The sequence below is a fragment of the Hydrogenophaga sp. L99 genome (assembly GCF_058731905.1).
Genome location: NZ_CM178972.1, coordinates 1,850,029 through 1,870,080 on the forward strand (window position 1 = coordinate 1,850,029; position 20,052 = coordinate 1,870,080).

Here is a 20,052-nt window from a genome sequence, read left to right on the forward strand (position 1 = left end):
CAGGCATATTCACAGCATCAATTGTTTTCAGACAATTGATCCAGGATGGCCGGGTTCTCCAGGGTGGAGGTGTCCTGGGTGATAGCTTCACCTTTGGCGATCGAGCGCAGCAGGCGGCGCATGATCTTGCCCGAGCGGGTCTTGGGCAGGTTGTCACCGAAACGGATGTCTTTGGGCTTGGCGATCGGGCCGATCTCTTTGCCCACCCAGTCGCGCAGCACCTTGGCAATGGCTTTGGCTTCGTCGCCGGTGGGGCGCGAACGCTTGAGCACCACGAAGGCCACAATGGCTTCGCCGGTGAGGTCGTCCGGACGGCCCACCACAGCGGCTTCGGCCACCAGGTCGGTCTTGCCCACCAGCGCGGATTCGATTTCCATCGTACCCATGCGGTGGCCCGACACGTTCAGCACGTCGTCAATACGGCCCGTGATGCGGAAGTAGCCGCGGTCTAGGCTGCGCACGGCGCCGTCGCCGGCCAGGTAGTAGCCCTTGAGCTCTTCAGGGAAGTAGCTTTTCTTGAAGCGCTCGGGGTCACCCCAGATGGTGCGAATCATCGAAGGCCATGGGCGCTTGACCACCAGGATGCCGCCTGCGCCGTTGGGCACGTCGTTGCCCGTCTCGTCCACGATGGCGGTGGTAATGCCCGGCAGCGGCAGCGTGCACGAACCTGGCACCAGTGGCGTTGCGCCAGGCAGCGGCGTGATCATGTGACCACCGGTTTCGGTCTGCCAGAAGGTGTCCACAATGGGGCAGCGCTCGCCGCCCACGTGCTTGTAGTACCACATCCAGGCTTCTGGGTTGATGGGCTCGCCCACCGAACCCAGCAGACGCAAGCTGCTCAGATCGGAGCGCGCCGGATGCACTTTCTCGTCACCCTCAGCGGCCTTGATCAGCGAGCGGATGGCCGTGGGTGCGGTGTAGAAAATGGTGCACTTGTGCTTCTCGATCATCTGCCAGAAGCGGCCAGCGTTCGGGTAGGTGGGCACGCCTTCAAACACGATTTGCGTGGCGCCTGCGGCCAGCGGGCCATAGGCAACGTAGGTGTGGCCGGTGATCCAGCCGATGTCGGCGGTGCACCAGAACACGTCGCTGTCCTTCAGGTCGAAGGTCCAGTTCATGGTCAGGTTGGCCCACAGCAGGTAGCCACCGGTGCTGTGCTGCACGCCCTTGGGCGTGCCGGTGGAACCCGAGGTGTAAAGCACAAACAGCGGGTGCTCGGCGCTCACCATTTCCGCCGGGCAATCGGTCGACTCGGCAGCCATCACGTCGTGCATGAAACTGTCGCGACCGGCGACCATGTTGACCGCGGTGGGGGTGCGCTGGAACACGATCACGTCTTTCACGCAATCGCAGCCGCCCATGGCGATGCCTTCGTCCACGATGGACTTGAGCGGCAGCTCTTTGCCGCCGCGCAGCTGGTAATTGGCTGTGATCACGGCCACGGCGCTGGCGTTTTGGATGCGCTCTTGCAGGGCCTTGGCCGAGAAGCCACCGAACACCACGCTGTGGGTGGCGCCGATGCGGGCACATGCCTGCATGGCCACCACGCCTTCAATGGTCATGGGCATGTAAATGACGACGCGGTCGCCCTTCTTCACACCCTTGGCCTTGAGCGCGTTGGCGAACTGGGAGACCTTGGCCAGCAGTTCCTTGTAAGTCACCTTGGTCACTTCGCCGCCATCGGCTTCGAAGATGATGGCGGTCTTGTTTTCCACCGGGGTGCCCATGTGGCGGTCCAGGCAGTTGTACGAAGCGTTCAACTCGCCATCTTCGAACCACTTGTAGAAGGGAGCGTTCGACTCGTCCAGCGTTTTGGTGAAGGGCTTGTGCCAGGTCAAGGTTTCACGAGCGCGTTTGGCCCAGAAACCCTCGAAGTCGATTTCTGCCTCGGCACACAGCGCGTTGTAGGCATCCATGCCCGAAATGCGGGCGGCCTTCACCGTGGCCTCGGTGGGTTCAAAAACGCGGTTTTCGACCAGGGTGGATTGGATGGACGTCGACGGTGCGGACATGGGCAGTCTCCTCGGGTGTATGGGTAACAGATCAGCCATCGAATGTGCGCAAAGGCTCTTACGAGCCACTTACATGGCCGGCGGCTTGCATAGCCTGACGAACGGCAGAACATTGGGACGCGCCCTAAAATCAAGCCCCCCATCACCCAGGCCCTTCAGGCAACCATGCCCGACACACACTCCGTTCCCAACCCAAGCTTGCGCCTGCGACTTGGCGCATTCCTGGCCAGTGCTCGCGTTCAGCGGTTCATCATTGGCTTGATCGTGATCAATGCGGTGCTGATGGGACTGGAGACCTCACCAGCCCTGATGGCCCAATACGGCAACACCCTGCTCGCCTTCGACCGGGCCATCCTGGTGGTGTTCGTGCTGGAGATTGCCCTGCGCCTCTACGTCCACCGCGCAGCATTTTTCCGCGACCCGTGGAGCCTGTTTGATTTTGCGGTGGTGGGCATTGCACTCATTCCTGCCAGCGGGCCCTTCGCGGTGCTGCGTGCCCTGCGCGTGCTGCGGGTGCTGCGCATGCTCACCATGGTGCCCTCCATGCGCCGGGTGGTGGGGGCGCTGCTTTCTGCCATCCCGGGGCTTTCGTCGATTGCGCTGGTGCTGCTGCTGGTCTTTTATGTTTTCGCCGTCATCGCCACGCACCTGTTTGGCGTCGACTTCCCGGACTGGTTTGGACACCTCGGCCGGTCGCTGTACACACTGTTCCAGATCATGACGCTGGAGAGCTGGTCGATGGGCATCGCCCGGCCGGTGATGGAAGTGGCGCCTTTCGCCTGGATTTTCTTCATCATCTTCATCTTGTTCGCCACTTTCACGATGCTCAACCTGTTCATCGCGATCATCGTCAACGCGATGCAGACCTTCAACGAAGGCGAACACCAATCCACAGTGGAAGCGGTGGAGCAGGTCGGCCAGTCCATTGAGCATCAGTTGCATGCAGAGGTGCAACTGCTGCGCCAGGAAATCGGCGAACTCAAGGGCCTGCTGCGCGGCGCTGACGGCGTGCTCGGCGCGAACAGCGCGCCCCGCTGAAACAAAGCTCGGCTGAATGCGAAAGGTGCCTGTGGTGTGGCTCTTACCTAGCGCCCCACCATGGCGGCCGGGTCCACCCACAGGTCAAACTGATCCCCGGTCACATGGCCCAGAGCCAGCGCTGCAGCGCGCAAGGTCGAGCCGTCCCGATGGGCCTTTTTGGCGATCTCCGCCGCCTTGTCGTAGCCAATGTGCGCATTCAAGACGGTCACCAGCATCAGCGAGCGCTCCACCATCTCGGCCATGCGGCCCACATTCGGCTCGATGCCCTCTGCGCAATGCTCGCGAAAACTGCGCATCCCATCGCTCAGCAGCCGCACACTTTGCAGAAAATTGTGCGCAATCATGGGCCGGAACACGTTGAGTTCAAAATTGCCCGATGCGCCGCCCATGTTGATGGCCACGTCGTTGCCCATGACCTGACAACACAACATGGTGAGCGCCTCACACTGAGTCGGGTTGACCTTCCCCGGCATGATGGACGACCCGGGCTCGTTCTCGGGAATCGAAATTTCACCCAAGCCACAACGTGGCCCACTCGCCAGCCAACGCACGTCGTTGGCGATCTTCATCAGGCCAGCGGCCAGCGTTTTCAAAGCACCATGGGCGTGCACCAGCGCATCGCAACTGGCCAGCGCCTCAAACTTGTTGGGTGCTGTGACCAGTGGCATGTCCGTGTGGCGGGCCAGTTCGGCCGCCACGGACACATCGAAACCAGCCGGTGCATTGAGCCCGGTGCCCACCGCTGTGCCGCCAAGGGCCAGCTCACACAAATGAGGGAGCGCCGCACGCACATGCCGATCCGAGTGCGACAGTTGTGCCGCCCAGCCGGACATTTCCTGTCCCAGCGTCAGCGGGGTTGCGTCTTGCAAATGGGTTCTGCCAATTTTCACGATCGCGTCAAAAGCCGCCGCTTTGGCAGACAGCGTGGTGTGCAGGTCGGCCAGCGCCGGCAGCAAGCGCTGCATCAGGCCCAGCACGGCGGCCAGGTGCATGGCGGTGGGAAACACGTCGTTCGACGACTGGCTTCGGTTCACGTCGTCGTTCGGATGCACGAGGCGGCCGGCGCCCCGCGGCCCGCCCAGCAACTCGCTCGCCCGATTGGCCAGCACCTCGTTCAAATTCATGTTGGTTTGCGTCCCCGAGCCGGTCTGCCAGACCATCAACGGGAATTCAACCGCTTGCTGGCCGCCAATCACCTCGTCAGCCGCGGCCACGATGGCTTGCGACTTGTCCGCGTCTAGTCCGGCCAGGCGCGCGTTGACCACGGCGCAAGCCCGCTTCACCCTCGCCAGCGCATCAATCAGCTCGCTCGGCATGCGCTCGCCTGAAATGTTGAAATGCGCCAGCGAGCGCTGCGTCTGCGCACCCCACAAACGCTGAGCGGGCACCGCAATGGGGCCCATGCTATCCGACTCGTCGCGGGTCTCTGATTCAGCATTCATGGCGAAGCCTCTGGTCGTCAGCCAGCCCAAGGGCTGACCTGTCAAAATAACATGTTGCGCACACCGTAGCAGAGTCATCGCCGCGTATGCAACGCGGCCAGTGCCATCCAAGCCCATATCCAAGCCAACCCACTTGCACACAACACCCACGCCATGACCACGAGCATCCGCCAGAACGACCTGATCGAATCCGTCGCCGCCGCCCTGCAGTACATCAGCTACTACCACCCGGCCGACTACATCGCCCACCTGGCCCGCGCTTACGAGCGCGAGCAGAGCCCGGCCGCGAAAGACGCGATCGCTCAGATCCTGACCAACAGCAAGATGAGCGCCACCGGTCACCGCCCGATCTGCCAGGACACCGGCATCGTCAACGTGTTCCTGAAGGTGGGCATGGACGTGCGCTGGGACGGCTTCACCGGCAGCCTGGACGACGCCATCAACGAAGGCGTGCGCCAGGGCTACAACCACCCCGACAACACGCTGCGCGCCAGCGTGGTGGCCGACCCGCAGTTCGACCGCAAGAACACCAAGGACAACACCCCCGCCGTGATCTTTACCGAGATCGTGCCCGGCAACACGGTGGAAGTGACCGTGGCCGCCAAGGGCGGCGGCTCGGAAAACAAGTCCAAGATGGTCATGCTCAACCCCGGCGACAGCGTGGTGGACTGGGTGCTGAAAACCGTACCGACCATGGGCGCCGGCTGGTGCCCGCCGGGCATGTTGGGCATCGGTATCGGCGGCACCGCTGAAAAAGCGGTGCTCATGGCCAAGGAAAGCCTGATGGACGACCTGGACATGTACGAACTGCAGGCCAAGGCGTCCAAGGGCGAGAAGCTCAGCAAGGTCGATGAGATGCGCCTGGAGCTGTTTGAGAAAGTCAACGCGCTCGGCATTGGCGCGCAGGGCCTGGGCGGCCTGACCACCGTGCTCGATGTGAAGATCAAGATGTACCCCACCCACGCGGCCAGCAAGCCCGTGGCCATGATCCCCAACTGCGCGGCCACGCGCCACGCCCACTTTGTGCTCGACGGCAGCGGCCCGGTCTACCTGGACCCACCGAGCCTCGACCTGTGGCCCAACGTCGACTGGACGCCCGACACGCAGAAGAGCCAGCGCGTCAACCTTGACACGCTCACGCCCGCCGAGGTGGCCAGCTGGAAGCCGGGCCAGACCCTGCTGCTCAACGGCAAGATGCTCACCGGTCGCGACGCCGCGCACAAGCGCATCCAGGACATGCTGGCCAAGGGGGAGCCCCTGCCGGTGGACTTCACCAACCGCGTCATTTACTACGTGGGCCCGGTCGATCCGGTGCGCGACGAAGCCGTGGGTCCCGCTGGCCCCACCACCGCCACCCGCATGGACGGATTCACCGAAATGATGCTGGCCAAGACCGGATTGATCGCCATGATTGGTAAAGCCGAGCGTGGCCCGGTCGCTATTGAAGCCATCAAAAAACACCAGTCAGCCTACCTCATGGCCGTGGGCGGCGCTGCCTACCTGGTATCCAAGGCCATCAAGCATGCCAAAGTGGTGGGCTTTGCCGACATGGGCATGGAAGCCATCTACGAATTCGACGTGGTGGACATGCCCGTGACCGTGGCCGTGGATTCGGGTGGCACCAGCGCCCACATCACCGGCCCGGCCGAGTGGAGCAAGCGCATCGCCACTGGCGAGTTCAAAGGCATTGCCGTCGCCAGCGCTTGAAAACCATCGGAATTTTTGACAGCGGGGTGGGTGGCCTGAGCGTGCTGCGTGCCTTGCTGGCTGAAATTCCAGAAGCCCAGTTTGTTTATGTGGCCGACAGCGCCTTCGCCCCCTATGGCGAGCGCAGCGCCCAAGCTGTTGTCGACCGCTCCAGCCGCATCGCGGCCTACCTTTTGCAGCACCATGCTGTTGATGCGCTGGTGGTGGCCTGCAACACCGCCACAGCCATGGCGATTGACGACTTGCGCCTGGCCTACCCGCACCTGCCTATTGTGGGCGTGGAGCCGGCCCTGAAAACCGCAGCCCAAATGAGCCGCAGCGGGCACATTGGCGTGCTCGCCACACGCGGCACCCTGGACAGTGCGCGTTTTGCTCAACTGCGCTCCCGCGTCGAGGCATCCGCTCCCAGTGCTCAATTCAGCTGCCAACCTTGCGACGGACTGGCCGATGCCATTGAGCGCGGCGACGCCAACACCACCCAGCGGCTTTGCCAGCGCTATCTGCAGGCCGTGCAAACGCGGCAAGACCCCTCCCCGCCCATCGATACCCTGGTACTGGGATGCACCCACTACCCCTTCGCGGCAGATGTTCTGAGCCAGCTCTGTGGCCCTGGCATCATGTTGGTGGAAACCGGCCTGCCCGTGGCCCGCCGCACCAGGGCGGTTCTAGGACTCGACGCGGCAGACCATCGCGGTGATGTCGCACACCCCAGGCTACAACTGCTTTGCACAGGCGACCCAGCTGCGCTTACGCAGGCCGCACAGTGCTGGCTACCCACCTCAGCCACCGCAGCGCCACTGATCTGCTGAGCTTTTCGCTTGACCTGAGCGCCACACCGCCACACGCATCGTGTGATGCCTGACACACCCTGCGGACACCCCCTCTGGCCTAAACGACACCAATTCAGTACATTGGCAAGCGTGCACCTCAACGGTGTTCGTCTCAACCACCTCTGAAAGGAACGCAAGGCATGGCCAACAAAAAGATCAACGATGTTGAGGGTATCGGCCCAGTCATCGGCGAAAAATTGAATAACGCTGGCGTAGCAGACACGGACTCCCTGCTGAACCAGGCCAAAACACCGGCCCTGCGCAAGGCCCTTGCAGCCAAAGCCGGCCTGACGGAAAAGCAGCTGCTGAGATTTGCCAACATGGTCGACCTGTACCGCATCAGCGGTGTGGGCTCGGAGTACGCCGACTTGCTGGAAGCCGCCGGGGTGGACACGGTGCCCGAGTTGGCCCGCCGCCGGGCAGACAACCTGACGACGGCTATGGCCGAACTCAACGCCACGAAAAAACTGGTCCGCCGCGTCCCCACCGAAGCCGAAGTGACAAAGTGGGTCGAGCAGGCCAAAGGCCTGCCACGAATGCTTGAATACTGAAGGCTCTACCCCGGGCACGCGACAGTCACATGGCCCTGCGGGGCCATTTTTCTTGTCTGACGGGGCGCTGGTCCGGCCAGTGTGGCGGCATGGCCGCGCTGCATGTTCACCGGAATCAACAAGGCCAAACCCCCAAGAACAACGCACCAGTGAGGCCAATGGGCAGCTGCGCTGGTTGACGCCCCTCTCCTGTCGTCGAAGTGAGCCCACAACTCAAGGGCCCAAGGATAGTGGCCAGACGGGTTGCAAAAGTCCACAGACCATAAATCTCAACCCGCTGTTTTGGCGTGGCCAACCTACCCGCCATGGCACGGCCCGACGACTACATTGAGCCCGTGCAAAAGACAGCAGGGGGCTGCGGCGAACCAGAGAACCACTGCCAGGTTGTGGCCAGCAGGACACCACGCTTGATGATCAGTGCAAATGGCGAGGCTTGCGCGGTCCACCGTGCCCCGAAGGGCCACCGTGTCCACGGGGCGGACGGCCCAGCTGCATCGAGTTCACCAGGGCGTCAAAACGCTCAGTAAACAGCTTGTCAATGGCCACCACCACATCACCAAGCTCGGCCGCGTCAAAGTGGCGCTCCATGATGTGCACCACGTCCTGAACGAGCAAGTCGCGCTGTACCTGCATGATCGCTGCTGGCGTCGGACCGACAAAGCACATCATGAAGTCGTCGCGGGCTTCTTCTTCAGAAGACTCGTCTTCCTCGTCGTATTCGGTGTCGTAAAAAGACACCTCCAACGGCGCTCCGGCCGAGGCGATTTCGTTCAGGCCCATGCAAGCTTCCTCGATCACCTGCCGAAAGTCTTCGTCGCCGGGAACGGTCCAGCACATCTGCAGCACGTGCGCAGCCGCATCGAAACGGATGCCAGGCTCGTCTTCGTAGGCGCTCTCGGCGGCGGCGGCCAGAGAGCGTGCGCCGGCGTATTGCCACAGCGGCTTGAGCGCGTCTTGGATCTGGCTGAACACCACATCTTCGCGCAGCGGCACGTCTCCATGCACATGGATTTCGAAGGGTGCGTTGTATCGGGTCATGGGAAACTCACTGTACCGGCGAAACCGGAAAAAACCTAGCGGTGGTGCCTCGAACCGGAATCGAACCGGTACGGCCTGTTAAAGCCGGCGGATTTTAAGTCCGCTGTGTCTACCAATTTCACCATCGAGGCTGGCCGTCATTGTCGCAGGTTCGACATCTGGACTTTGGGGGGAGCCTGCGCGAAGACCATTGCGCGGTTCCGCCGTGGCCTGTAAAGGCTTGCCGTCAACACATTTGAGCCACCAACAAAAAAAGGAAGCAAAGCTTCCTTTTAGAGATTGGAGCGGGATAAGAGACTCGAACTCTCGACCTATACCTTGGCAAGGTATCGCTCTACCAACTGAGCTAATCCCGCATACGTGTGCCGCTTGCCAGCGACTGGAGGCGCGACCCGGAGTCGAACCGGGCTAGACGGATTTGCAATCCGTTGCATAACCGATTTGCTATCGCGCCAAATGCAACTGGCACCAAAGCCAACTGCAACATCACCGACAAAAAAGGGAAGCAGGGCTTCCCTTTTTAATTTGGAGCGGGATAAGAGACTCGAACTCTCGACCTATACCTTGGCAAGGTATCGCTCTACCAACTGAGCTAATCCCGCATGTTTCTAACGTCTGCCAGAAGCTGAAATTCTAGCGCAAAAAAACGCTGGTTTTCAAGCCCCTAGCAACTTTTTGCTCAGTGCTTGACAGCATCCGGCGCCGTTGCCGCAGGCCGGGCCGACGCTGCAGCCACCTGGGCGGCCACCTCTTCGTCGGTCAAAGGCACGGGCAAACGCTCCAGCGCGATCGCCAGCACCTTGTCGATCCACTTCACCGGAACGATCTCCAGACCTTCCTTCACGTTGTCCGGAATCTCCGCCAGATCCTTCACGTTCTCTTCCGGAATGATCACGGTCTTGATGCCGCCACGCAATGCGGCCAGCAACTTTTCTTTGAGACCGCCAATGGCCGTGACCTCACCGCGCAGGGTGATCTCCCCGGTCATGGCTACATCCGCACGCACGGGAATGCCCGTGAGCGATGAGACAAGGGCCGTGGTCATGGCTGCACCCGCGCTGGGGCCGTCTTTCGGTGTCGCGCCGTCGGGCACGTGAATGTGGATGTCTCGCTTGTCGAATTGCTCGTCTTTGATGCCCAGTGAACGGGAACGGCTGCGTACCACGGTGCGCGCTGCCTCAACCGACTCTTTCATCACATCGCCCAGCGATCCGGTGCGGGTGATCACGCCTTTGCCGGGCATGATCGCCACTTCGATGGTGAGCAAATCGCCGCCGACCTCGGTCCACGCCAGTCCCACCACCTGCCCCACCTGGTTTTGCGCTTCAGCACGGCCATAGCTGTATTTGCGCACACCCAGAAAATCGTTGAGGTTGTCTGAGTTGACCACCACGGTGGGGGTGTATTTTTTGAGCAGCAGGCCCTTCACCACCTTGCGGCAGATCTTGCCCAGCTCGCGCTCAAGCGAACGCACGCCGGCTTCTCGGGTGTAGTAGCGCACGATGTCACGCACCGCAGACTCCTGAACCTCCATCTCACCGTCTCGAATACCGTTGTTCTTCAGCTGCTTGGGCAGCAGGTAGCGCATGGCGATGTTGGTCTTTTCGTCTTCGGTGTAACCCGACAGGCGGATCACTTCCATCCGGTCCAGCAGCGCCGGCGGGATGTTCATCGAGTTCGACGTGGCCACAAACATGACATCGGACAGGTCAAAGTCCACTTCGACGTAGTGATCCCCGAAGGTGTGGTTCTGCTCGGGGTCAAGCACTTCCAGCAAAGCGCTGGAAGGGTCACCACGGAAATCGGTGCCCAGTTTGTCGATCTCGTCCAGCAAGAAAAGCGGGTTGCGTGTGCCCACTTTGCTCAGGCTTTGCAACACCTTGCCTGGCATCGCACCAATGTAGGTGCGGCGGTGGCCGCGAATCTCGGCCTCGTCGCGCATACCACCCAGCGCCATACGAACGTACTTGCGTCCGGTGGCCTTGGCAACTGACTGCCCCAGCGAGGTCTTGCCCACGCCGGGCGGACCCACCAAGCACAAGATGGGCGCCTTCACCTTGTCCACGCGCTGCTGAACCGCAAGGTATTCGAGGATGCGGTCCTTGACCTTGTCTAGACCGTAATGATCTTCGTTGAGCACGGCTTCAGCGTGCGCCAGGTCGTGCTTGATCTTGGTCTTCTTGCTCCATGGCAACGCCACCAGTGCATCGATGTAGTTGCGCACCACCGTGGCTTCGGCAGACATGGGCGACATCAGCTTGAGCTTTTTGAATTCGGCGTCGGCCTTTTTGCGCGCATCAGCGGGCATTTTGGCGGCCTTGATCTTCTTCTCGATCTCTTCAATATCGGCGCCCTCTTCGCCTTCGCCCAGTTCTTTCTGGATCGCCTTGACCTGCTCGTTCAGATAGAAGTCGCGTTGGTTCTTTTCCATTTGGCGCTTGACGCGACCGCGGATTTTTTTGTCGACGTTCAAGATGTCGACTTCGCGCTCGAGCTGTTCAAACAGGTTTTCCAGGCGCTTGTTGACCGGGTCGAGGTCCAGCACCACCTGCTTGGACTCCAGCTTGAGCGGCAGGTGGGCAGCGATGGTGTCGGCCAGGCGACCTGGGTCGTCGATGCTGGAGATCGACGTCAAGATCTCGGAGGGGATCTTTTTGTTGAGCTTGACGTACTGGTCAAACTGCTGCATCACCGCGCGGCGCAGCGCCTCAAGCTCGGTGGACTGCGTGTCGGCGCGCTCGGTCGACGGGTCAACGGGGGTCACATTGGCCACGAAATGGGTGTCACCGTCGCGAATGTCGAGCACCTTGGCCCGCTGAAGGCCTTCAACCAGCACCTTCACGGTACCGTCGGGCAGCTTGAGCATTTGCAAGATGGTGGCCACGCAGCCCATCTCAAACATGTCTTCCGTGGAAGGCTCGTCCTTGGCTGCGGCCTTTTGCGCCACCAGCATGATGCGGCGCTCGGCCTCCATGGCAGCTTCAAGTGCTTTGATACTTTTCGGGCGACCCACAAACAGCGGAATCACCATGTGCGGGAAGACCACCACATCGCGCAAGGGCAACAGGGGCAGGTCAACCGGCGAACTGGGCAAGGGGGTATGTCCGGACATTTCAACCTCAGCAAAATCAGCAGGTAGGGTTGATGCGGGCGATATCAACCGGACGCATCGATGACATTAAAAAGCAGGCTCCCATCCGCTGGGGATGGTGGTCAGGCCTGCTTGGCAGCTTCGCGGTACACCAGCAGCGGTGGTTTGTTTTCGTCAATGGTGGACTCGTCGACCACCACTTTCTCAACGTTGCTCATCCCTGGCAACTCAAACATGGTGTCGATCAGCGCATTTTCCAGGATGGAGCGCAAACCGCGGGCGCCCGTCTTGCGGGCCAGCGCCTTGCGGGCAATCGCCTTGAGCGCTGCAGGACGCACCTCCAACTCGGCACCTTCCATGGACAGCAGGCGGGAAAACTGTTTCACCACGGCGTTTTTGGGTTCGGTGAGGATTTCGACCAGTGCGTCCTCGCTGAGTTCAGACAGCGCGGCAATGACGGGCACACGGCCCACCAACTCGGGGATCAGACCGAACTTGATCAGGTCTTCTGGCTCGATTTCCTTGAAGGCTTCGGTCAGGCTGCGCTGCTGCTTGCTCTTGACCAGCGCACCAAAACCCATGCCCGAGGCTTCTGTGCGGTTTTCGATGATCTTTTCAAGGCCGGCAAACGCGCCGCCGCAGATGAACAGGATGTTGGTGGTGTCCACCTGCAGAAAATCCTGGTTCGGGTGTTTGCGACCACCTTGCGGAGGCACCGAGGCCATGGTGCCCTCGATGAGCTTCAGCAAGGCCTGCTGAACGCCCTCACCCGACACGTCACGGGTGATGGACGGGTTGTCCGACTTGCGGGTGATCTTGTCGATTTCGTCGATGTAAACGATGCCCTGCTGCGCGCGCTCGACATCGTAGTTGCAGCTCTGCAAGAGCTTGGCCACGATGTTTTCCACGTCTTCGCCCACATAACCGGCTTCGGTCAGGGTGGTCGCGTCGGCCATGACGAAGGGCACATTGAGCATGCGCGCCATGGTCTGAGCCAGCAGCGTTTTGCCAGAGCCTGTGGGGCCGATCAGCAAAATATTGCTTTTGGCCAGTTCCACGTCGTCCTTGCGGGCCGTGAGCTTGTGGCGTAGGCGCTTGTAGTGGTTGTACACCGCAACCGCCAGGGCACGCTTGGCCGGGTCTTGGCCAATCACGTAGTTGTCCAGGTTGGACTTCAGCTCGGCGGGCGTGGGTACGTCATCGCCAGCAGCCTTGACCGACTCCAGACCGGGCAACTCGTCACGGATGATGTCGTTGCAAAGATCAATGCACTCGTCGCAGATGAAGACCGAAGGGCCAGCGATCAGCTTCTTGACCTCGTGTTGGCTCTTGCCACAAAACGAGCAGTAGAGCGCTTTTTCACTGGAGGTGGCTTTTTTGTCGGCCATAAGTCTTTAGGGTCTTGGAAACGGAAAGTGCAAGCAGCAACGATGATAGTTCAAGGCTGCCAGGGGGCAAACGGGTGAAAAGCACCGGTTTCGGCGCTTTCCCCTTCGTGCGGCGCATGTCAGACAGAGCACAGCGCCGTGGAAACTCAGACGGCGCCGGGACGCTTGTCGATCACCTTGTCGATGAGGCCGTATTCGGCCGACTCGGCAGCCGAAAGGTAGTAATCGCGCTCGGTATCACGTTCAATTTTTTCCAGCGGCTGGCCAGTGCGCTCGGCCAGAATCTTGTTGAGCTGGTCACGCGTCTTCAAAATTTCACGGGCGTGAATCTCGATTTCGGTGGCCTGGCCCTGGGTTCCGCCCAGAGGCTGGTGAATCATGATCTTAGAGTTGGGCAACGCGAAACGCTTGCCCTTGGCGCCAGCCGACAGCAAGAAAGCACCCATGCTGGCCGCCATGCCGATGCACAGTGTAGACACGTCGGACTTGATGAAGTTCATGGTGTCAAAAATCGCCATACCGGCGCTCACCGACCCACCGGGGGAGTTGATGTAGAACGAAATGTCCTTGTCCGGATTTTCGCTTTCCAGAAACAACAACTGCGCCACCACCAGGTTGGCAGACTGATCGTTCACCGGGCCCACCAGAAAGATCACGCGTTCCTTGAGCAGGCGCGAATAGATGTCGTACGCGCGCTCGCCGCGGCCCGACTGCTCGATCACCATGGGCACCATGCCCAAGCCTTGAATATCCATTGCGCTCATGCGTTTCTCCGTGTATTGATTGGTCGCGATGCCACTACTGTAACCAACCTGGGAAGGCCGTTACCCGGTCACGGGCTTGACCAGACTGTCCATATGGCGTGCAGACCGCGAAAGGCAAGCCAAAGTCAAAAAAAAGGGCGGAATACTCCGCCCTGGGCATTGCTGCCACACTCGCCAAACCGTTCATCGGGCCCGTGCTCACGCACCGACCACGAAGCGGCCCAAGCCGATCAGGCCTGGCCCATCAGCTCTTCGAAGCTGACCGACTTGTCGGTGATCTTGGCTTTGGACAGAACGAATTCGGTCACGTTGTTTTCGATCACGATGGCTTCCACCTCGGCCATGCGGCGGTTGTCGCCGGTGTACCAGCGCACCACGTCGGCCGGCTTTTCGTACGAAGCGGCCAGCTCTTCGATGTGGGCCTTGATCTGCTCGGGCTTGGCGTGCAGTTCGTTGGCGCGCACCAATTCAGCCACCACCAGGCCCAGACGCACACGGCGCTCGGCTTGAGGGCGGAACAGGTCGTCAGGAATCGGCGCCTTGTCGGCGTCTTTCACACCGCGCTGCTTCAGGTCGGCGCGGGCGCCTTCCACCAGGCGGTCGAGTTCGGCTTGCACCACCGACTTCGGCAGGTCCAGCTCGGCTTTGGCGGCCAGGGCGTCCATGGCAGCCTGTTTGTTGCGCGCCTGCAAACGGAACTTCACTTCGCGTTCCAGGTTTTTCTTGATGTCAGCGCGCAAGCCGTCCACCGTGCCGTCGGCAATGCCCAGCGAGGCGGCCAGGGCATCGTCCACTTCGGGCAGATGAGCGGCTTCGATCTTGTTGACGGTGACCAGGAAGTCGGCCGTTTTGCCGGCGACGTCTTTGCCGTGGTAGTCCTCAGGGAAAGCCAGCGGGAAGGTCTTGGACTCACCCGACTTCATGCCGCGCACGGCGTCTTCAAATTCCTTGAGCATCTGGCCGTCGCCAACGATGAACTGGAAGGCTTCGGCCTTGCCGCCTTCAAACGGCTCGCCGTCGATCTTGCCAGCGAAGTCGATGGTGACGCGGTCGCCGTCTTGGGCGGCCTGGTCTTGCGCGCGCTGCGCAAAGGTGCGGCGCTGCTTGCGCAGGATGTCCAGGGTGCGGTCGATGGCGGCGTCGTTGACGTCGGCGCTGACTTTTTCCACTTCGGCGGTGGTCAGGTCGTCGATTTTGACTTCGGGGTACACCTCGAAAACCGCGTCAAAGGCCAGCTGGCCTTCGGGCGCCTCTTCTTTTTCGGTGATCTTGGGCTGGCCAGCCACGCGCAGCTGCGCTTCGTTGGCGGCAGTGGCGAAGGCTTCGCCCACTTTGTCGTTCATGACTTCGTAGTGCACGGAGTAGCCGTAACGCTGGGCCACCACGTTCATCGGCACTTTGCCGGGACGGAAACCGTCCATCTTGACGTCGCGAGCCAGGCGCTTGAGGCGCTTGGATACTTCGCTCTGGATCACTTCGGCCGGCAGCGTCAGCGTGATCTTGCGCTCGAGCTTCTCAAGGGTTTCAACGTTCACGGTCATGGTTTTCTCCAAAAGAGTGTCGGTCAACCAGCCTGCCTGGCCGACCCGGGATGTCTGTTCGTCTGTGAGGTGGTGCGCGGGGGGGGACTCGAACCCCCACATCCTTGCGGACGTCAGGACCTAAACCTGGTGCGTCTACCAATTTCGCCACCCGCGCGTCCTGTGAGCGGTATTTCTTGCATGGCGCCCCTAAGGCGCTGTCTGCAGTGTGCCCGCTTTGCGGCAACCCTAGATTGTAGCCGCTGTGGCCACCACCGCCCGGCTCACAAGGCCAGCCGCTGGCGCAAGGCACGCACCGCGCTGCCCGGCGTGGTGAGCACCGGCAGACCCACGGCCTGCTGAACGGCGGCCTGTGCACGCGCCATGCTGAACTGCGCCAACGCAATCACCTGACAACCCTGGCGGGCGAGCGCCTGGGCCGCCTCCACCACCAAGGCATCGTGCCGCGCGGTATCGCCTTCGTTCAGGGCCTGCAGCGCGCCTTCGGCCATGGCGGTGGCCAGCGCGGTGCCGGTTGGAAACTCGGGCGGCATGGAAGCCAGCGTGGGCGCAAAGGACGCGATCAAACCGATCCGTCCCCCGTGCGCAACCGCCTCGGCCACCATGGCCTCGTTAGGTTTGAGCACGGGCATGTGAGACCGGCGCGCGGCCACCGCTTCAATGCAAGGCCCAAAGGCCGAGCAAGTGAACAGAATGGCTTGTGCGCCTGTGCCCTCGGCGTAGGCGGCCAGGGCTTCAAAACGCTGGTGCATGGCTGCGTCCAGGCCTTGCGCTGATCTCGCCAAGTCGGCGGACAGGCTGTCGTCCAGCAGATTCATGCGCTGGGCCTGCGGCCATGTGCTCGCCAGCTCATCGTTGATGGGCGCCACCGAGTGCGCCAGCGCGTGTATGAGCGCGATGCGCGTCATGCCGCGGCGCCCTGTCGCTTCTGACGGCTGCGCTGCAGGCCCATCACCAGCAACAACAAGGCCAGGGCTGGCAGGTACAACCACTCCTTGGCAGGTCGATCGGACGGCACCTCCGCCGACACGATGCGGTAGCCCTGCTCGATGCCGAGTTTTTCAGCGGGACTGCCAAACTTCACAGCAGCGATCAGCAGCTCATCGCCTTGCGCCATCACGGTAAGGCCCGAACTGGCCAGGCGCTCGCGTGCCGCGCCGGGCTCGCCCAGGGGCAGCAACACGCCTTTGCGGATGTCATCGCCATTCATGTTCATGCCCTCGATCCAGACGCGCTTGCCCGAACCGGCCGGCGCTTGCTCGATCAGCCCTGTCATCTGGGCAGCGGGCACTTCGTCAAACGGCGGGTACAGCATGTCCCACCAGTAACCAGGACGGAACAGAGTGAAGGTGATCAGCAGCAGGGCAACGGTTTCGTACCAGCGCGACTTAACGAGGAAATAGCCCTGGGTGGCCGCCGCAAACACCAGCATGGCCACCGTGGCACTGACCACAGTGAGGATCAGGTGCAAGGGCCCGGTCAACCCCATCAACAGCAACTGGGTGTTGAAGATGAACAGAAACGGCAGGATGGCCGTGCGCATGCTGTAGTAAAAGGCGGTGATACCGGTCTTGATGGGGTCGGCGCGCGCAATGGCCGCCGCGGCAAACGAGGCCAGACCCACCGGCGGCGTCACGTCGGCCATGAGGCCGAAATAGAACACGAACAGGTGCACCGCAATCAGCGGCACGATCAGGCCGCTCTGGGCGCCCAGCTCCACCACCACCGGTGCCATGAGAGTGGACACCACGATGTAATTGGCGGTGGTGGGCAAGCCCATGCCCAGAATCAGGCTGATGACCGCCACCAGAATCAGCATGAGCATGAGGTTGCCACCCGACAACAGTTCCACCAGCTCGGTCATGACCAGACCGACACCAGTGAGCGACACGGTGCCGACGATGATGCCGGCCGCCGCCGTGGCCACGCCAATACCGATCATGTTGCGCGCACCGGTGGCCAGGCCATCGATCAGATCGGCAAAGCCTTGGCGGGTGGCAGCACCCAGCCTACCCTGGCCGCGAAACGCGGCGATGATGGGCTTTTGCGTGACCATGACAAAGATCATGAACAGGGTGGCCCAGAAGGCTGAGAGGCCTGGCGACATCTGCTCGACCATCAGGCACCAGATCAGCACCACCACGGCCAGCAGGTAATGCAGCCCCGACTTCACGGTAGGCCCGGTTTCGGGTAGTTCAAACACCGGCGCGTTGGGGTCGTCCAGCTCCAGGGCGGGCTGCTTGGCGCCAAACCACAGCAGGCCCACATAGGCAGCCAACAGGCCCGCACCCACGACCCAGACGGCGGCGTCGCCCATGACGGTCTTGATCCAGCCGATGCCCCAGTACACCGCGCCCGACAGCACGATGAAACCGGCCACGGTCATGGCAAACGACATGAGGCGCGAGCCGGCCGTGGCGTTGCCCCGGCGTGGCAGGCCCACCATGTTGGCCTTGAGCGCCTCCAGGTGGACGATGTAGAGCAAGGCAATGTAGGAAATGATGGCGGGCAAGAAGGCGTGCTTCATCACCTCGATGTAGGGGATGCCCACGTATTCCACCATCAGGAAGGCGGCAGCGCCCATGACCGGCGGCATGATCTGGCCGTTCACCGAGCTTGACACTTCCACCGCGCCGGCCTGGTCGGGCCGGTAGCCCACCCGCTTCATGAGCGGAATGGTGAAGGTGCCGGTGGTCACAACGTTGGCGATCGACGAACCGGAAATGATGCCGGTGGCCGCCGACGACAGCACCGCCGCCTTGGCCGGGCCGCCACGCATGTGGCCCAGCAAGGCAAAGGCCGACTTGATGAAGTAGTTGCCAGCACCGGCCTTGTCCAGCAGCGAGCCAAACAGCACGAACAGAAAGATGAAGCCACTGGACACGCCCAGCGCCACGCCAAACACGCCTTCGGTGGTGAGCCACTGGTGGCTCATGGCACGGTTGAGCGAGAAACCCCGGTGGGCAATCATGTCGGGCATGTAGGCCCCGCCAAAGGTGTAACCCAGGAACACCAGCGCCACGATCACCATGGGCAAGCCCAGCACGCGGCGTGTGGCTTCCAGCAGCAGCACGATACCGACCGCGCCGGTGTACACGTCCATGGGCGTGGGTTGGCCCGGGCGGGTGGCCAGTTCACTGTAAAAGATGAACAGGTAGGTGGCGCAGAAGGTGCCCACCAGCGCAAACACCCAGTCGGTGATGGGCACATAGGCGCGCGGCGATCGCTTGAACGCGGGGTACGCCATGTAAGAGAGGAACACCGCAAAGCCCAGGTGAATGGCGCGGGTTTCGGTGTCGTTGAACACCAGAATGCCGAGGCTGAACGGCAGCGGTGAGGCGATCCAGAGCTGGAACACGGACCAAGCCAGTGCCACGGCCAGCAGCATGCGGCTCATCCAGGGGCCGGGTGCGCGGCCGCCGGTGTCGTTGTCGGCAACCAGTTGGTTGACGTCAACCTCGGGTGCGGTTTGGGTTTTCATGCAGACCTATGCGTTGTGTTTTTTGTGAGGGGCCAACAAAAAAGCCCTGACGAGTCAGAGCTTTTTTGCGGCATCAGTCCGGTTGGACCTCAGCAATCGGCAGGCAATTACATCCAGCCTTTTTCCTTGTAGTACTTCACGGCACCAGGGTGCAGCGGAGCCGACAGGCCGTCCTTGATCATGTTCTTGGGATCGAGGCCGACAAACGCAGGGTGCAGCTTCTTGAACTCGTCGAAGTTTTCAAACACAGCCTTGACCAGCTCGTACACCGCCGCGTCGGACACCTTGGCCGACGTCACAAACGAGGCCAGCACGCCGTAGGTGGGCGTGGGGTTGGGGTGGCCGGCGTACAGGCCGCCAGGGATGTTGACCTTGGCGTAGTAGCTGTTGGCTTTCACCAGCTTGTCCACCGCTGGGCCGGTCATGGGCACCAGCTTGGCACCGCAGGTGGTGATCGGGTCCTGGATGTTGGCGCTGGGGTGACCCACGCCGTAGATGAAACCGTCGATCTTGTTGTCGCACAAAGCGGCACCGTGTTCGTCGGCCTTCAGCTCGGCAGCCAGACCGAAGTCGCTGATCTTGCCACCGCTGCTGGCCAGGTACTCGTCCATGGCGGCGCGGGTGCCGGAGCCAGGGTTGCCGACGTTGAAGCGCTTGCCCTTCAGGTCGTCAAACTTGGTGATGTTGGCTTCTTTGCGCGACAGCACGGTGAAGGGCTCGGGGTGGATGGAAAACACCGCGCGCAGGTCGGTGTGCTTGCCGTCTTTTTCGAACTGCTTGGCGCCGTTGAAGGCGTTGTATTGCACGTCCGACTGGGACACGCCGAAGTCGAGCTCACCGGCCTTGATGGTGTTGATGTTCACCACGGAACCGCCCGTGGATTCCACCGAACAACGGAAGCCGTGCTTGGCGCGGTCTTTGTTCACCAGACGGCAAATGGCGCCGCCGGCAGCGTAGTAAACGCCGGTCACGCCACCGGTGCCGATGGTCATGAACTTTTGCTGGGCCTGGGCCTGACCCACGGGTGCCAGCATGGCGGTAGCGGCGGCAACAGCGCTCAGATATGCGGTGATTTTCTTCATCTCGAACAACTCCTGCAGTGGACTGCGTGATTACGGAAATAAACGGGCTTGTGGCCCAAGACTGGTGATGGTATCGCAAGCTCC

General features: G+C 61.6%; 14 protein-coding genes and 5 tRNA genes. 4 read left to right on the forward strand and 15 right to left on the reverse strand.

What is annotated here, in order from left to right; genetic code table 11:
• Window positions 1-17: 17 nt before the first annotated feature.
• Entirely contained in the window at window positions 18-2,012 is a 1,995-nt protein-coding gene (gene acs, locus AC4QBL_RS08855) for an acetate--CoA ligase (RefSeq protein WP_472907294.1), read from the reverse strand.
• Between the two features lie 165 nt (window positions 2,013-2,177).
• Here acs and AC4QBL_RS08860 point away from each other — a divergent pair, with 165 nt between their 5' ends.
• On the forward strand, window positions 2,178-3,050 hold the full coding sequence (locus tag AC4QBL_RS08860) for an ion transporter (protein ID WP_472901455.1): 873 nt from the start codon (window positions 2,178-2,180) through the stop codon (window positions 3,048-3,050).
• Window positions 3,051-3,097: 47 nt separating this feature from the next.
• On the opposite strand, the gene fumC is transcribed toward AC4QBL_RS08860, so the two are convergent.
• On the reverse strand, window positions 3,098-4,495 hold the full coding sequence (fumC, locus tag AC4QBL_RS08865) for a class II fumarate hydratase (protein ID WP_472907295.1): 1,398 nt from the start codon (window positions 4,493-4,495) through the stop codon (window positions 3,098-3,100).
• A gap of 153 nt (window positions 4,496-4,648) precedes the next feature.
• Between fumC and AC4QBL_RS08870 the strand changes: the two genes are divergently transcribed.
• The 3 genes from AC4QBL_RS08870 (at window position 4,649) to AC4QBL_RS08880 (ending at window position 7,583) form a co-directional block, all read left to right on the forward strand.
• A complete protein-coding gene (locus tag AC4QBL_RS08870; RefSeq protein ID WP_472907296.1) occupies window positions 4,649-6,202 on the forward strand; it encodes a fumarate hydratase in 1,554 nt (517 codons plus the stop codon).
• A complete protein-coding gene (gene murI, locus AC4QBL_RS08875) occupies window positions 6,199-7,011 on the forward strand; it encodes a glutamate racemase (RefSeq protein ID WP_472901452.1) in 813 nt (270 codons plus the stop codon). Before AC4QBL_RS08870 ends, murI begins: the two co-directional genes overlap by 4 nt.
• 161 nt (window positions 7,012-7,172) lie before the next feature.
• Window positions 7,173-7,583: a DUF4332 domain-containing protein gene (locus AC4QBL_RS08880; RefSeq protein ID WP_472901451.1), complete on the forward strand. Its 411-nt coding sequence runs from the start codon at window positions 7,173-7,175 to the stop codon at window positions 7,581-7,583.
• Between the two features lie 414 nt (window positions 7,584-7,997).
• Here AC4QBL_RS08880 and AC4QBL_RS08885 read toward each other — a convergent pair whose 3' ends face one another.
• The 13 genes from AC4QBL_RS08885 to AC4QBL_RS08945 all read right to left on the reverse strand — a co-directional run bounded on the left by AC4QBL_RS08885 (window position 7,998) and on the right by AC4QBL_RS08945 (window position 19,968).
• On the reverse strand, window positions 7,998-8,621 hold the full coding sequence (locus AC4QBL_RS08885; protein ID WP_472901450.1) for a DUF6806 family protein: 624 nt from the start codon (window positions 8,619-8,621) through the stop codon (window positions 7,998-8,000).
• A 42-nt stretch (window positions 8,622-8,663) separates the two neighbouring features.
• Window positions 8,664-8,752, reverse strand: a tRNA-Leu gene (locus AC4QBL_RS08890).
• A 149-nt stretch (window positions 8,753-8,901) separates the two neighbouring features.
• Window positions 8,902-8,977: transfer RNA gene (locus tag AC4QBL_RS08895), tRNA-Gly, on the reverse strand.
• Window positions 8,978-9,001: 24 nt separating this feature from the next.
• A tRNA-Cys gene (locus tag AC4QBL_RS08900) sits at window positions 9,002-9,075 on the reverse strand.
• A 72-nt stretch (window positions 9,076-9,147) separates the two neighbouring features.
• Window positions 9,148-9,223 (reverse strand) — tRNA-Gly (locus tag AC4QBL_RS08905).
• 77 nt (window positions 9,224-9,300) lie between these two features.
• Complete coding sequence (gene lon / locus AC4QBL_RS08910) at window positions 9,301-11,733, reverse strand: endopeptidase La (protein ID WP_472901449.1); 2,433 nt, start codon at window positions 11,731-11,733, stop codon at window positions 9,301-9,303.
• Between the two features lie 101 nt (window positions 11,734-11,834).
• Window positions 11,835-13,100, reverse strand: coding sequence for an ATP-dependent Clp protease ATP-binding subunit ClpX (clpX, locus tag AC4QBL_RS08915; protein WP_472901448.1), 1,266 nt, complete (start codon window positions 13,098-13,100; stop codon window positions 11,835-11,837).
• A gap of 146 nt (window positions 13,101-13,246) precedes the next feature.
• Window positions 13,247-13,864 carry an ATP-dependent Clp endopeptidase proteolytic subunit ClpP gene (gene clpP, locus AC4QBL_RS08920; protein ID WP_304840021.1) on the reverse strand — a complete coding sequence of 206 codons (618 nt, stop codon included), beginning with the start codon at window positions 13,862-13,864 and terminating at the stop codon, window positions 13,247-13,249.
• A gap of 230 nt (window positions 13,865-14,094) precedes the next feature.
• Window positions 14,095-15,405 (reverse strand): trigger factor, encoded by a 1,311-nt coding sequence (gene tig / locus AC4QBL_RS08925; protein ID WP_472907297.1) that lies wholly within the window; start codon window positions 15,403-15,405, stop codon window positions 14,095-14,097.
• 70 nt (window positions 15,406-15,475) lie between these two features.
• Window positions 15,476-15,562, reverse strand: a tRNA-Leu gene (locus AC4QBL_RS08930).
• Window positions 15,563-15,668: 106 nt separating this feature from the next.
• The gene (locus AC4QBL_RS08935; RefSeq protein ID WP_472907298.1) at window positions 15,669-16,313 is read right to left on the reverse strand and encodes an aspartate/glutamate racemase family protein; all 645 of its coding nucleotides are present in this window, start codon (window positions 16,311-16,313) and stop codon (window positions 15,669-15,671) included.
• A complete protein-coding gene (locus AC4QBL_RS08940; RefSeq protein WP_472907299.1) occupies window positions 16,310-18,886 on the reverse strand; it encodes a TRAP transporter permease in 2,577 nt (858 codons plus the stop codon). Before AC4QBL_RS08940 ends, AC4QBL_RS08935 begins: the two co-directional genes overlap by 4 nt.
• A gap of 107 nt (window positions 18,887-18,993) precedes the next feature.
• Window positions 18,994-19,968, reverse strand: a complete 975-nt coding sequence (locus tag AC4QBL_RS08945; RefSeq protein ID WP_472901444.1) for a TAXI family TRAP transporter solute-binding subunit — start codon at window positions 19,966-19,968, stop codon at window positions 18,994-18,996.
• Window positions 19,969-20,052 lie beyond the last annotated feature (84 nt).